Genomic DNA, 14,074 nt, shown 5'->3' on the forward strand with positions numbered 1-14,074 from the left:
AATACTCGAGTTCGCGTCTGGTCGCGCAAAGAAACGGACATGAAAAGACCCGGCCGGGAAGCACCGGCCGGGTCTTTCCTCTCGCGTCCTACACCGCGGCAGGGGCTTTCTCCTGCTGCGGCTCCTGAACGCGTGAGCCGTGTCCGTCGTCGACCATCGTCAGCTCGTCGAACGGATCTCGTCCCGCCAGCACATCGTCGACCTTGCCCCTGTCGATGGTGTGGGTCCACGACCCGACGAGCAGCGTGGCCACCGCGTTGCCCGAGAAGTTGGTCAGCGCCCGCGCCTCGGACATGAACCGGTCGATCCCGACGATCAGGCCGACACCGTCGAGCAGGTCGGGGCGGTGGGCCTGCAGGCCGCCGGCCAGCGTCGCCAACCCCGCGCCCGTCACACCGGCCGCACCCTTGGAGGCGACGATCATGAACACCAGCAGACCGATCTGCTCAGGGATCGACAGCGGGTCACCCAGCGCGCCGGCGATGAACAGCGACGCCATGGTCAGGTAGATCGCGGTGCCGTCGAGGTTGAACGAGTAGCCGGTGGGCACGACCACGCCCACGGTCGAGCGGTCCACGCCCAGGTGCTCCATCTTGGCGATCAGGCGCGGCAGCGCCGACTCGGACGACGAGGTCGACACGATGAGCAGGTACTCGCGAGCGAGGTAGCGCACCAGCTTGAAGATCGAGATGCCGGAGACCACCCGCAGCAGGGAGCCGAGGATGCCGAAGACGAAGATCGCGCAGGTGATGTAGAAGCCGAGCATCAGCGTCAGCAGCTGTCCGACCGCGGACCAGCCGGTCTGACCGACGACGTTGGCGATGGCGCCGAAGGCGCCGATCGGTGCCAGCCACAGGATCATGCTCAGGACCTTGAACACCAGCTTCTGCAGGTGCTCGACACCGCGCAGGACGGGCTCGCCCGTGCGGCCGAGCGCCTGGACTGCGAAACCGACCAGCAGTGCGACGAACAGGGCCTGCAGCACGCTGCCCTCGGTCAGCGCGGAGAACAACGAGGTGGGGATGATGCCCTGGACGAAGTCCATCAGGCCACCGGCCTCGTGTGCCTTGTCGGCGAGTTCGGCGCCCTTGGCGGCCGTGGTCGAGCTGATGTTCAGGCCCTCACCCGGATGGAGGAGGTTGCCGACGACCAGGCCGATCGCCAGTGCGAACGTCGACATCGCCAGGAAGTACACGAACGCGAGGCCGCCGACCTTGCCGACGGTGGCGGCTTTGCGCACCGATCCGATGCCCAGCACGATCGTGCAGAAGATGACCGGCGCGATCATCATCTTGATCAGCGCGACGAACATCGTCCCGAGGACGCCGAGGCTCTTGCCGACCTCGGGGGTGACGATCCCGACTCCGACGCCGGCGATCACCGCGACGATGACGGCGATGTAGAGCCAGTGGGTGCGGTCGCGCCGCTTGGGCGCTTCCGGTGTGGGGGGCCGGTCGACGGTGGTGGTCATGTGCTTCCTCCGAACTGGGATGACTGAGTGGTCTGAAAGGATGGTCAGCCAGCGCGTGAGCCAGGTCACGTTTTAGTTCATTAAGTACAAGGTTGCGCTGTACTAAACGGCCTAACGGCCAGGTGGCCGGAGACCGTAAGTAGCGCATTACGTTTAACTGGCCTACCGCCGTAGCACACTCACCAAGTCACTTCTGCTGGCCCATTCAGGGGCTCACAACCAGGGCCGAAAGGTGGCCCGTACCGGCTGTTCCAGCACCGGCGGCAGGACCAGGTGACGTGGCCGCGTGCTTCACACGAGCAGGGCATATTGCCAACGAGGACCTGACCGGGACCAAGTGGGTGACCCAGTGGGCAGCTACTAGGCGCGGCGACGACCCATGCGCGGCCATCCCAGAAGACGTCGCCCAGCTGCACGATGGCCAGGCTACGAGTCCGGGGTGACGGACTAGGGCTTGCGCAGTTCCTTCACGACCTCAAGCAGCTTGTCGAGGAGAACGGGGGCCGGGATGTCAGAAGCATCTTTCGATGTAGTGATGCCCGGTTCCGAGAACGCTCGCCGGCCAAGCGCCGCGATGATCTCTTCCTGGACGGGCTTCGGCAGGGGTGCCACAAAAAGATTCACGGCGTCGATCTGGTTCACCAACGTCCTCATATGCCCTGCCATGCGTCGGCATTCAGACGCGACGCGGGCTGCATAGGCCGCCAAAACGAACAACGGAACACCTATAAGCGCCTTGACAATCGTGCCCGTCGTGTCAGTCAGCTGAACCAGAATCTGGTCCTCTAGCGATAGGACAATGACCGGTAGGGCTATCCCGAGGATGACGAAAATTACGGCCAGAGACGTCCAAGTAAAAGCCGCGTCTTCTTCCTTGTCCGCCCGGTCAGAGAAGGTCTGCGCCAGGCCTTCGGAGCCTCCTCTATTACCCAGATTGACCAGACGCTCGACGAGATCATCAGCAACCTGATCCTGCGTGGCTAGACGCTGGTTACGCCTTTCGCTCAGTAGCTCGTCAACATACTCACCTGGTCGTATCGTCCACGATCGGCGTCGCTGAGCCTCAGCCAAATCATCAAGGGCCTGCGGAATTACCTCGTTGTCCCACTTTGTAAGGACGATGTCTAGGGAATCGATGGCCTGATCCGCGGAATATGCCGTGGCGGGGTTGTATTCCCGGAGCGTGGCCGATGCGCCATTGACCAGATTAGCGAGAGCCTGTAGCTGCTCTGCGTCAATCAAAAGCCCAAATTCGATACTAACCTCTCGCTGTGACGCCGACCCACGAGGGGCAACAATGACGATCAACTCGTGCAATAGGTCCTGCAACTGCGTGAACCTGAACGCCACGTTCCACCAGATTCTGGCCGCGTTAGGCTTGACGGGCTCTTTGAATTGAACCTGTACAGCGCGTTCAAGGATCGAAATTAGCGCGCCGACTGCGTTTACGGCGGCCTCATAGGCTGAACGCTGCGTATCGGCGGCTTCGCCGCGCATCAGGCGTTGGATCGGCGCGTTGTATCGCGGCTGTCCATCCGGCTCCGCCTGAGCGTTATCGCTCTCGTTGTCGGTCATCCCATCCCACCCATGCCGGTGAGCCTAACCTCGGCGCCCGCCCGCCATTTGCCGGACGAGCGGCAAGTGGCGGCCTACGACTTGCGGGCGGCCTCGATGGCCTTCTCGATGATTGGCCCCAGCTGCTCAGGTGGCACCCCGACCGAGCCGTCCATTGAGTTCGCAACCCCGGGCTCCGAGTATGCGCGGCGGCCCAGTACCAAGATCACTTCATCTTGAACGCGCTGCGGTAGCCCGTCGATAAAGCCTCGCACTGAGTCAACTTGAACCCCAAGCAGCCAGAGGTACTGCGCAACCTTCCGGTGCTGAGCAGAGATGCGGCCTGCATAGGTCGCCAGAGCCAAGAACGGGACGACCACAAGCGCCTTCTGTAGAAGACCCGTGACGCCGTTGATGTCGATGATGTCGACCTCGTTCAGCCATACACCCGCCACTGACAGCAGAGCCGCGATTCCGACAAACAGCATCACCAATGTGTTCCAGTGGGATGCCCGCTTGGCTTCAGCTTTGGCGAGTTGGTCGAAGGTTGTGGATAGGAGGGCTTTGCCGACTTCGCGCGCGGCTCCACTGATGTTTTCGACTGATCTCTGCGCGCGCTCTTCTAGCCGCCTTATTCGTTGAGCTCCCCTCCTCCCCAAAATTGCTTGCCTTAGGTCGTCACTAATAGTGAGTGCACCTGGTTCGCTGTCCTGGAGTTCGGCCAGATCGTCTAGCGCTTGGCCTACAGCTGAGTCCTCCCAGCTATTGATGTGACCCATCAATTGGCGCATGTTATCGAGTATTCGCGATGCCGGGATTTCGGGGTTCGGTTGAATTACTCCGGCAATTTCCCTCAGGGAATCAAGTTCTTTGCGGTCAACCAAGTGTCCTAGCCGTATTTCAGCTGGCTTGGCGTTGTTGACACCCCCGAGCACGATCTGCTCGTTAAGGGTGTTAGCCAGGTGGGCTATACGAGTACGAATGTTCTCGATTAGCACCACCACGCTTGCAGGCATGTCAATCGTCCTGATCAACTCAAGGCGCTTGTCGAGCTCATTCAAAGCAGCCAAGAGGGCGTCCAAGCTAGGAGTGGGCTTAGCTCCCGCGCGTAGCGGCCACACCTGCGAGACGCGCTGCGACTTCAGGTCATCAAAGTTCGTCATTGCTACCCCCAAGCGTTGAAACGCGAGCCTAACGCCATGCCACCGGGCACTGAGATACATCCGCAAGGGCGTGTCACAAGTTCGCCAAGAGGCTAGAACACTTGTTCGATAAAAGCGTAGCTAACGCAAATTCCGCCACACGAACTTGGCACATACGGGCAGGTAGGAGACCGACCCACAACAAAGGAGTAGGAGCGACGAATCCTGGCGCGGCCGTTTCCGTCATCCACGAGAGCGTTGCTGAATTTCAAAAGAAGGGATCGACCAAGCGCGCACCAAAAAGACCGTGACCCTCAAGAAGCGCGACAAGGCGGCCGAGGCCCGTGCGCCGACGCTGCCGCACAGCGCCAAATTGTCCCAGCGCTGATGGGACGGTCCGCAGGGCCGAGCAAGTACACTGGATCTTGCTCGCGCTTTGCGGGATTCATGGCTTGGGATAGACCGGCAACAGCGGTTGTTGCCGGATAACAATCGCCCGAGAAAGATCCGCCATGAATGTCAACAAAGAAGCTTGCGAGCGGCGACCGGCAATGCTCGCTAAAGACGGAGCGCTGCGCCTTACGGAGTCAATCAAACAGACTGCGGAGTCAAGCGCCAAGGAGATTGCCAAGCTGCTGATTCAAGCGGTGGAGGGCCGAGCCTGGGATGCGCTCGGGTTCCGAACCTGCGCCGACTACTTGACGATAATTTTCGGCGAGATACCCCTGCGGTTATCTGCGGAGGATCGTGGCCAAGTCTTCAGCGTCCTGCACCAGTCCGGGAAGATGAGCCTCAGAGAGATCGCCAAGGTGAGCGGCTATAGCAAGGACACCGTCTCACGGAGCCTGCACGGCCGTGTCTCAAATGAGACGGCTCCCACGGCAAGTGATGCGACAAACGCGACGATGAAGAAAATCGCGCTCATTTACCGGCATGCTCAGCGCATCTCCATCAACGCTGAAGTTTGTGAGCAGCTGGGTGTTCTAACGCAAATGAGCAAAGACCTCGCGGCCACGATAAAGCTTCTTGAGGATGCACGGGCGGTCATAGCCGACAGCCAGAAGAAAAGGCAACAGGACGCTCAGGCAAAGCACCGCAGCGGCGGCACCATTGGGGTCCCGATCATTGGCAATCCCATCGACCTGGACGCGTAGTACAGCCGACTCTAGGCGTCCACATCGAGGCCGAAGAAGCGCGCTTGCTGCGCCAGGATGCGGCGGGCGCGCTCAACGGCATCCAGGTTGCCCTCACACGCGGCTGGCCAGACAGCTCTAAGTAGGGTCTCCAGCCGCTCCAGGTAGACGTCTTCCTCAAGCTGGGTGGCCGCGCGCGAACTGTACTGCGTGTGGCGCTTCACCGCGAGCTGGACGCCACGGCAGGACAGTCCGACTTGCCGGCCGATGTCCCGGTAGCTGAGACTCTGGAAAAAGAGGCGCATGACGCGTACGTCGCGCTCTGCGCGCTGTTCAAGGCTAACTCGCGGCATACGGCAACGGTAGTCAGATGCGGGGTGGAATGAGGCTGTGACGAGCCAAGTTTGAGCGAGTAATGACTACTTGCGTCACGGGGGGAGAACTAACAGCACCTCCGGCTAGTCCCAAGCGCTGCACGCGCGAGTTCTGAGGCAGCCACCCGAGCCTTTGAAGTTGGTGCGGCGCAGCCGTCTAGCTAAGTCGGTGGCTGACCGGGGCCAGTGGGCTAGCGCGTCTGGTCCCGGCGCCGCATCAACCCTTCCCCCACTATCCTGCCCGAGACCTCCTGTTACTGAGGCACATTCGGGCCTCACCACCGCGCGCGGGAGAGCGCATCGACTGCGGGACAGTGCAAGGGGTTGCGGACGTGTTCCTTCACACCGCCGCGTGCTGGGATGCATTGTAGCCCAGGGCTTTTCGTGACACTACACTTGGTGGTGTACGGCAGGGAGAGGCCCAGCCGAAGCACCGGAGGAGACCACGATGGCCAGCACCAGCACCCAGACCCGGAAGACCACCACAACCCGCGCGGATGTGGTGAACCAAGAGACCGGCCAGACCGCCGACGAGGTGAAGACCCAGTACGTCGGGATCGCGGAGGGACGCGGAGGCAGGGTGAACCGGCGCAAGACCGGGACCACCGCCTGCGCTTTCGCGGTGGACGTCGCCGACCCCGAGGCCAAGAGCGCCGCAGGCAAGGCGGGCCTAATCTGGAGTTTCCACGCCACTGAGGCGCAGGCGGATGCCGCTGCGGAGCGCTACCGCTCCAAAGGGTTGGACGCGGTCGTGGTCCCTGCTGAGAGTGCCCCGCTCACCTGACCCCCCGCAGTCCCGACAGGCGGTCCCGCGAGGGATCGCCTCGTCGGCGTCTCGCCCAGGCCGGCCCTCAGATCTCGGGCGGACATCCGTTGACATCCAAGACTTGCGCCCCGACGTAATCACCCCGCCCGGCGGCTGACTCAGACAGCGAGTTCGCCCCGGCACCCGGTCCGAAAGGAACTCTCCCCATGTTGACCTTATGGCTGATTGCACTCGCCTACCTGCTTTGGTGTATCCACCGGCGGGGTCGGGAGAAGAAGGCTGCGTGGCTGGCAGGCCGCTACCGCGTCGGCTGGCACACGTGTGAAGGCTGCGGCCAGAGCGTCTGGAACGACCAGCCCCACCACCATGTCTTGAGCGGTGTGGGGCGCGGCCCCCTTCGTTAGAGCCGCGCCCCACGGGAGCCCCGGCACTTGGCTCCCCCTTGCGCCCGTGGACGCAAGAACCGTTGGGCGGCATCTGACCGCCTCCACCGCGCCGCCCCCCAGACCGGGCGACTGGTCGTGTGTGACGACGCGGAGCACTCTAGGTGCGCTTGCGCGGAGCGGCCTTCTTGGCGGCCGCGGCAGGCTTCACCCATCCACTGGCGAGCCACAGCGCGCCAACCTCATCTGCGATCTCTACTACGTCTCCGGGCTTGTGCACCTGTCCGTCATGCACGACTTGGAACGGGTCCACGACCTCTAGGCGCCTCATGAGGTCGGCAGACCATCAAGGGCCAGGACAGCGGGAGGCCGCTCGACTTGCAGCGTCAGGCGCTCCTCGGCGATCACGCGGTAGATGTTTTTCGTGAAGTCGTCGACGTTGTATCCGAAGCGCAGATTCAGCGGCTCGCGTACCAGAGCCCGCCCGAACTTGGTGGTGTCCAACAGAACGCCTTTACCTGAGGCAAGCTGCGTGGTCACCAGGACCGGCACTCCCCACACGCTCGACGCCTCGCCGGCCGTCGGGTCTGGCGCGGTGAGGTATCTGCTCTGGCCGTCTTTGGTGCGCCGGATCGCTGACCACGTCGACGGGTGCAAGATGAAAAGATCAGCCGTCGCCTTGGCCGCTCCCACGCGCAGCTTGGCCACCGCCATCTCCACCGCATCCAACGCCGTCTCGGTGGTCATCGTGTGGGTCAGGATGCCGCTGGTAGTGAGGAAGCCGGCGAGGTGGCCGGTAGTACCTGCGCCGCTGAGGATTTCAGCGTTCTCGACGTCGACCACCTGAGCGGCAAGCTCAGTCTGGACGTAGCTGAAAAACGACTCCCAATCTTGAATGATTTCCCAGGAGACACCTGCGTGGGCCGCGATCTTCTGCACCGTCGCAAGCACTCGATCGGTGGTGAACACCAACTCAGGCTTGGCGGCTCCCTCAGCGACGATGGCGGGCGCACCCGTGGTCGCGGTGTGCCTGATGTACTCGACGACGGGCAGCTCTGTTTGGAACGTGGGGATGCGGTCGAGGATGCGGTTGTCGTGCATCGGACCGATGACGGTGGGCCACAACTGCGCTGGCAACAGACTGTCGACGCTGTTGAAGGCTCGCGCCTCGATGCGCCGAGGTTCACCGTTCACGACGCCCTGGTGGACGCGGCGCAGCGACTCGGGATCGAACGTCAACGGCGCGACCTGCGCAGCTCGGGAGACCTTGACCGGTACCGACCGGGCACCTTGCTCAGCCGCGGTGATCCGCTGCAGCACAGGGCTCTGGGTACCGGTGCGCTTGATCTCGCCGTTAAGCTCCTTGATGCGCTCATCGATTGCCCGTACCAGGCGGCGCCTCTTCTGGAACTCATGCGTCTCAGCGCGCGACAGATTGGCGCGACCTTGTGAGCGTGCTCGGCGCGGATACTCCGCCATGCTGGCGGCGATGTCTTTGCGGCGGTCGCGGAGCGTCTTGCGCAGCTCACGCAGGCCGTTGGGGTCGTCGAGACCTTGATGCACGGGAGTAACCACCTTGGGGTTGGTGGTCGCCGCTGCCGTGCCGGTGCTTAGCGACAGATTGTCGTTGCAGCGAGCCTAGCACTGCGGTCTGACAAATGAGAAGCGCTGCACACGGGGGTGTTTCGGCTCTTAGCCACCCCCCTGGCAAGAACCGGCACGACTCACCAGCTCGGCGATCAGGTCATCGCTGAGCTCGTCTACGAAGGCGCGCAAGAAGTCAGAGCCTGCCTCACGAGTGCCGGCGACGACAGCAGCAAGAAACTGCAACTCGGTCGACGTCAAATCGCTGAAGCCTGGAAAGGGTGTCACCGCGCCACCATCGGTCCGCCGTCGGCTCTCGTCCACGGACGCCATCCATGCCTGACGCCCCCACGCGGCCACCGCGTCGTGGCGCTCCATACGAGCGATTGGTTCGGCCCATGCCTGGAGGCCACACAGGTCGTCATCGTTAAGCAAAGACAAACTTGGAATCACTTTTTTTCTCCCTTTCACTTAACGCTTCATTTCGCGCTGTATCGGTCGTGGTGGCGGTGGCTCGGTGGCGGGGTTGCGTGGCTTAACGGCGGCCATGCGCTCCCCGCTGCGACTAAGTTGGCGGCTGATCTTCGTTGGTTTCTACCGGCGGCGTAATGCTGCGCAGTCGCCCCCCACGATCCCGAAAGATGATTGAGTGCGAACCATCGCAGCCCTTGCCGCACCCATAGCGCGCGACCTCATGCTCAGCCTCAACCGCTTCCATAAGCGTCCCCCACCAGGTAATCGAATCTGAGGCGTTCCCTGAAGCACGGATGCACACCAGCGCCGCCACTCCACGCTCACCTGACATTGCGCAACCTCCGAGTTTCGCAGTCGGCGCACAGAAGTTCTTCGGGCGAAGAAGCCGGGCGTCGGTGACAACGGGCGCACATCGCGCGACAACTGAAGTGAACGGCGCCCTGCCCGCACATCAACGGCTCCTCGCACACCAGACACCGAGGCGCGGCGGGACGATGAAGTGTCATGCGTTGCAACCCATTTTGTCTATCGAGGCCGCGCACCCCGGACCCCAGGAATCGTGATCGAGGCTCCCGCAGTGGCTGCACCCTTCGCCCGAACTGTCGAAAGAAGTCTTCGTGCTCTTTGCCTGGTTTTGTCTGCCGTTGGTCGGTGAACTGCTACCGCCGCCAACGTCATCATCAGCATCAACACCAACTGACCCCATCCGATGGGGTACGGGATGCCCCATCCCATGGGGGATCAAAGACTCACGAACGCCAGGAGTTGAGATGCTCTGTTGAAGTTCGGCGAAGGCCCGCTCGACGGCCTCATTGAGCCCTTGAGCGCGCTTGACCTTCTTGCTGTCGTCTGCGTCGTACGGCACGGGAGCAACCGGTTTCGGGAAGGTCTCAAACATCGTCCACACTGACTGTCGCAGCTGCCTTGACCGGACCGTCTTGACCGCTCGCGCAGCGGACACGTAGCCGCTCGGACTGCGCATGACGCCATCGAGCTTCATGAACGGCCTCACCCATAGCTGACCGCTGTCGAAGTCGACCCAGCCCTGAGAGCGGAGTTCGCGCGCGTCAGCCTCTATGTCTCTTTCGGAGAGGTCTTTCGTCGCTGCTGCCCACTCGCGGTTTTGAATGGCGATCACGCCTGCACCGTTCAAATCTGGATGTAGCCATATCCAGATCAAGAGCCGCTGAGCACGTGCCGATAGCGCTCGGAAGCCCTCATCATTGAAGAGCTCGGCCGGGAACATCGAACTACCGCGCGGCATCAGCCACATCCCCGCGTCAGCCGTCGTGCATGTCGGTGGCCGGCGGTAAACTCGCGTTGTCCTGCTACCCGCAGAAGTCGCGCGCCCCGTCCCTGGTCCTGGCGGGGCGGCGATGTTTTTAAGGTCATCCGGCGCTACCCCGCTCCCGGCGCAGCCGCCGTGCGCGGGCCGATCTCAGCGCGAGTTGTCGGAAGTACGCCGAGCGCGCATTGGCCGCACGTCGCGCGCGTTCCTCGGGTGCCAGTTCCCCTGTTGGGTCGACCTCAGCCTCGAACCTCGCCATAAAGGCTGCACGGGGTCGTGACGTCCTCTCAGTGCGGTCGGCCGTGCGGGCCCAACTTCGGTGACCACCCACGGAACCAGCCAACTGCGCCTCGCTCCTGGTCAAACCCGGCTTGTTACGCGGCGAAGGAATGTTTTTGCCGTCCAAAATTGCGCTCCCTGTAAGAGGGGCGCGTGTTGCGGCCGCGCGCTCGGAAGGAGTCGTCCCTTGCGAGCTGCCCGAGTACTCGTCTCGGGCCCGTAGTTGCAAGCCTACAACGCTTCAAAGCAGACGACGCTGCTACATAGCGTGTATTGCTCGATCCGACAACGTATCTCAGCGCGCGGTGGTACTCAAAGGTCGCCCAGGTTTAGCGACCTAGCCTCGTCGGCCGCACGCTCACTCGCTGTGGCGGCAACGTACCGGTCCAACATTTGGCGAGAACTCCAGCCCAACACAGCCAGCGCGCCGTTCTCGCTGCCACCTTCGCGCAGCCAACGAGAGGCCGCAGTGTGACGCAGCCTATGAAGCCGAAAGTTCCGCAGGCCCGCCGATTCTGCACGGTTCAGGATGGCGTCACGCATGCCGTGATACGCAATCGTGCCGCGCGAGTTGTCGCCGAGCCAGAGGGTCGTGGTGTGGGCAAGGCGATGCCTACGTCGTAGCCGCAGGTAACGGTCCAACGCTTGGCCAGTTTGCGGTCCGAACGGGACTACTCGGCCCCGACCGGTCTTGCTCCTGTGTATCGCTACTAACCCGCGCCGCAGATCGACGTCGTCGACGGTCAAGTTGAGAAGCTCACCCGCTCGCATACCCGTCTCGATCAGAAGCCGGACGACCGCCTCATCGCGCCGGTCGCGGAAACTCGGACCCTGGCACGCCCTAAGGAGCAGGCGGAGATCATCGTCTGTCAGGTTGTCCACGATCTTCACATCGACCTTGGGGGGCTTCATCCCAAGCAACGGGTTCTCGTCGACCTCACCCTCATCGACCAGCCATGCTGCGAACCTCTTCAACGCCTGGAGCCGCAGCTGAGCCGTGCTTGGAGAGCTACCTGTTGCCAGGAGATGATCGATGAACAGTCTCACAAGCGTTCGGCTGATATCTGGGCTATGGCCGTTCTGATCGCACCACCGAATGAATAGACGCAGACCGATACCGTACTGCTCAATAGTTGCCAACGACTTTCGCTCAGCTCGCAGTGAAAGCATCCAACTCTCCTGCAGGTCAACAATATTCCCCCGCGCGCGGGGGTACTTTTCGTTTGCTGTAGCCACGCCGTTACGTTAAACCAGCAGCGGTGTACCTCGCCACCGTGAGGAGCACGTGGTGTGAATGCGCAGGTAGCGCCTGAGATGGTGCATAGGGTGCGGTTAAGTAAATAGTTCATTTCGTTCAGGGAGGGTGCGTACACGATGCGATCGATCCGCACCGCTTGGCCGCGGTCCCTGGCCGGCCAGGCGATCGCCCTGCAGGTGCTGGTGATCGCGCTGATCGTGGCGGCGGGCAGCATTCTGGCGCTGATCGACGCCCGTCAGGACGGTGACGCGGCGGCCCGCGATCAGGTGCTCGGCATCGCCACCTCGCTGGCCGACGCCCCCTCGACGGCGTCGGCCATCGAATCAGGCCGCGCCACCGAGGTGCTGCAACCGATGACGGAGCTGGTGCGCACCCACACCGACATCGCGTTCATCACGATCATGGCCCCTGACCGCACCCGGTTCACCCACACGGATCCGTCTCAGATCGGCGGCAAGTACCTGGGCACCATCGAGCCCGCGCTGCAGGGTGAGACGTTCAGCGAGACCTACACCGGCACGTTGGGTCCGTCGATCCGCGCGGTCGCGCCGGTGCGCGACGGGTCGGGCCGCATCGTCGGTCTTGTCGCCGCCGGCATCCTGCAGAAGAGCCTGGCCGAACGGTGGCGATCTCAATGGCCGGTGATCGCGGCGGTGGGCGTCGGGGCGCTCGCGGTGTCACTCGTCGGCGTCTGGGGTATTCGCCGCCGGCTGCTGCGCCAGACCCGTGGGCTGCGGCCCGAGGAGCTGCGGGTGATGTACGACCACCACGACGCGATCCTGCATTCGGTGTCCGAGGGTCTCATCGTGCTAGACCGCGACGGCGTGGCGCTGGTCAATGACGAGGCGCGACGGCTGCTGTCCTTGCCGGAGGGGTCGGTGAACCGAACGGATCTGCCGGAGTTCCTGCAGTCGTTCGCGCCGGGTGCCCGGGACGAGGTCCATGTCACCGACGATCGCGTGCTGGTGGTGAATCGTTCCCCGGTGGCTTCGGCCGCGCGCTCGTCGGAGGTGGTGACGATCCGTGACCGCACCGAATTGCAGGGTGCGCTGGGCGAGTTGAACTCCCTGAAGGTGCTGACCGATTCTCTGCGCGCGCAGGCGCACGAGGCGGCCAACACGTTGCACACCATCGTCACGATGGTCGAGATGGGTCGGTCCGACGAGGCGGTCCGATTCGCGACCGCCGAGTTGGAGTTGTCGCAGCACCTCGTCGATCGTCTGTCGGGCGCGGTGGGAGAACCGGCGCTGGTGGCACTGCTCCTCGGCAAGACCGCCCAGGCCGATGAGCGGGGAATCGAGCTGACGATCACCGAGGACACGTATCTGCCTGCCGGGGACGGGCATCTGCTCAGTGGTTCGGAGATGGTCACGGTGCTGGGCAACCTGATCGACAACGCGATGGATGCCTGCGACAAATCCGATCCGTGGGTCGAGGTCACGGTCAATCAGAGCGATGACCGGTTGCTGATCCGGGTGGCCGACAGTGGAGAAGGTATGGACACCAACACCTTTGACAAGGCCATGCGGCGGGGATACTCGACCAAGACGGGCAGCGACGCCGAGCAGCACGGCCTCGGGCTGGCGCTGGTGGCTCAGGTCGTCCAGAAGCACGGCGGATCGTTGCGCGCCGACGTGACGTACGGGTCGGTGGTCACGGTGGAGGTGAACGCGCTGTGATCCGGGTGCTGATCGTCGAGGACGAGCCGCTGATCGCCGAGGCGCATCAGGCGTATCTTGGCCGCCTGCATGGGTTTTCGGTGGCAGCGGTGGCGCACACGGCGCGGGATGCGATGCGGGCCGCCTCCGAGGCGGCAGCCGACGGCGCCGCGATCGATCTGGTGCTGCTCGACATCGGGCTACCCGACGCGAACGGCATCGCGCTGGCATCGGCACTCTCGGGGCTGCGCCCCGCCCCCGACATCATCACGATCACCTCGGAGCGCGACCTCGAGATGGTGCGGGCCGCGGTCGGTCACGGCGCTCTCGCCTATCTGCTCAAACCGTTCACCTTCGCGGCGTTCCGCGATCGACTGGAGCGGTATGCGCGCTACCGCCAGGCACTGCCCGCGGGCACGGACGCCGCCAGCCAGGCCGAAGTCGATCGGGCACTGTCCGAGCTGAGGATCGGACCCGACCGGACCGCTGCACCCAAGGGCATCGCCCCCGGCACGAACGACGAGATCGCCCGCGCGGTACGCGATTCCGGTGATGCGGGCGTCACCGCGGACGCCGTCGCCAAACAGATCGGGGTGTCCCGGGTGACGGCGTGGCGCTACCTCGAACGCCTGGCCGACGAGGGCACGTTGCGTCGTGAAACCGACTACGGGAAGGCGGGCCGGCCGAAAACTCGCTACCAGTGGCGCTGA

Annotated in this window: 13 protein-coding genes; 4 read left to right on the forward strand and 9 right to left on the reverse strand. The window is 63.3% G+C overall.

The annotated features are described in order from the left end of the window. Positions 1 to 88: 88 nt before the first annotated feature. The 3 genes from DMB80_RS21765 to DMB80_RS21775 all read right to left on the reverse strand — a co-directional run bounded on the left by DMB80_RS21765 (position 89) and on the right by DMB80_RS21775 (position 4,188). Complete coding sequence (locus tag DMB80_RS21765; protein ID WP_111511769.1) at positions 89 to 1,471, reverse strand: cation:dicarboxylate symporter family transporter; 1,383 nt, start codon at positions 1,469 to 1,471, stop codon at positions 89 to 91. Between the two features lie 447 nt (positions 1,472 to 1,918). Beyond that, positions 1,919 to 3,046, reverse strand: coding sequence for a hypothetical protein (locus DMB80_RS21770; protein ID WP_111511770.1), 1,128 nt, complete (start codon positions 3,044 to 3,046; stop codon positions 1,919 to 1,921). A 74-nt stretch (positions 3,047 to 3,120) separates the two neighbouring features. Next, positions 3,121 to 4,188 (reverse strand): hypothetical protein, encoded by a 1,068-nt coding sequence (locus DMB80_RS21775; RefSeq protein ID WP_162938654.1) that lies wholly within the window; start codon positions 4,186 to 4,188, stop codon positions 3,121 to 3,123. A 491-nt stretch (positions 4,189 to 4,679) separates the two neighbouring features. Between DMB80_RS21775 and DMB80_RS21780 the strand changes: the two genes are divergently transcribed. Continuing rightward, complete coding sequence (locus DMB80_RS21780) at positions 4,680 to 5,321, forward strand: helix-turn-helix domain-containing protein (RefSeq protein ID WP_162938655.1); 642 nt, start codon at positions 4,680 to 4,682, stop codon at positions 5,319 to 5,321. Between the two features lie 11 nt (positions 5,322 to 5,332). Here DMB80_RS21780 and DMB80_RS21785 read toward each other — a convergent pair whose 3' ends face one another. Continuing rightward, on the reverse strand, positions 5,333 to 5,653 hold the full coding sequence (locus DMB80_RS21785; protein ID WP_111511773.1) for a hypothetical protein: 321 nt from the start codon (positions 5,651 to 5,653) through the stop codon (positions 5,333 to 5,335). Between the two features lie 469 nt (positions 5,654 to 6,122). Here DMB80_RS21785 and DMB80_RS21790 point away from each other — a divergent pair, with 469 nt between their 5' ends. Then, positions 6,123 to 6,458, forward strand: coding sequence for a hypothetical protein (locus DMB80_RS21790; RefSeq protein WP_111511774.1), 336 nt, complete (start codon positions 6,123 to 6,125; stop codon positions 6,456 to 6,458). Positions 6,459 to 6,983: 525 nt separating this feature from the next. Here the strand turns inward: DMB80_RS21790 and DMB80_RS28210 are convergent. The 5 genes from DMB80_RS28210 to DMB80_RS21815 all read right to left on the reverse strand — a co-directional run bounded on the left by DMB80_RS28210 (position 6,984) and on the right by DMB80_RS21815 (position 11,684). Further along, on the reverse strand, positions 6,984 to 7,154 hold the full coding sequence (locus DMB80_RS28210) for a hypothetical protein (protein ID WP_162938656.1): 171 nt from the start codon (positions 7,152 to 7,154) through the stop codon (positions 6,984 to 6,986). After that, complete coding sequence (locus tag DMB80_RS21795) at positions 7,151 to 8,386, reverse strand: phage major capsid protein (protein ID WP_111511775.1); 1,236 nt, start codon at positions 8,384 to 8,386, stop codon at positions 7,151 to 7,153. Before DMB80_RS21795 ends, DMB80_RS28210 begins: the two co-directional genes overlap by 4 nt. A 129-nt stretch (positions 8,387 to 8,515) precedes the next feature. Beyond that, positions 8,516 to 8,878: a hypothetical protein gene (locus DMB80_RS21800; RefSeq protein WP_162938657.1), complete on the reverse strand. Its 363-nt coding sequence runs from the start codon at positions 8,876 to 8,878 to the stop codon at positions 8,516 to 8,518. A gap of 505 nt (positions 8,879 to 9,383) precedes the next feature. Then, on the reverse strand, positions 9,384 to 10,019 hold the full coding sequence (locus DMB80_RS21805) for a hypothetical protein (protein ID WP_162938658.1): 636 nt from the start codon (positions 10,017 to 10,019) through the stop codon (positions 9,384 to 9,386). 741 nt (positions 10,020 to 10,760) lie between these two features. Further along, positions 10,761 to 11,684: a tyrosine-type recombinase/integrase gene (locus tag DMB80_RS21815; protein ID WP_240431329.1), complete on the reverse strand. Its 924-nt coding sequence runs from the start codon at positions 11,682 to 11,684 to the stop codon at positions 10,761 to 10,763. Between the two features lie 138 nt (positions 11,685 to 11,822). On the opposite strand from DMB80_RS21815, the gene DMB80_RS21820 reads away from it, so the two are divergent. Both DMB80_RS21820 and DMB80_RS21825 read left to right on the forward strand, forming a co-directional pair. Next, complete coding sequence (locus tag DMB80_RS21820; RefSeq protein ID WP_111511780.1) at positions 11,823 to 13,385, forward strand: sensor histidine kinase; 1,563 nt, start codon at positions 11,823 to 11,825, stop codon at positions 13,383 to 13,385. Then, a complete protein-coding gene (locus tag DMB80_RS21825; protein WP_111511781.1) occupies positions 13,382 to 14,074 on the forward strand; it encodes a response regulator in 693 nt (230 codons plus the stop codon). The genes DMB80_RS21820 and DMB80_RS21825 overlap by 4 nt, the downstream gene beginning before the upstream one ends.

This window comes from Mycobacterium kyogaense, assembly GCF_003254575.1.
Classification (GTDB): domain Bacteria; phylum Actinomycetota; class Actinomycetes; order Mycobacteriales; family Mycobacteriaceae; genus Mycobacterium; species Mycobacterium kyogaense.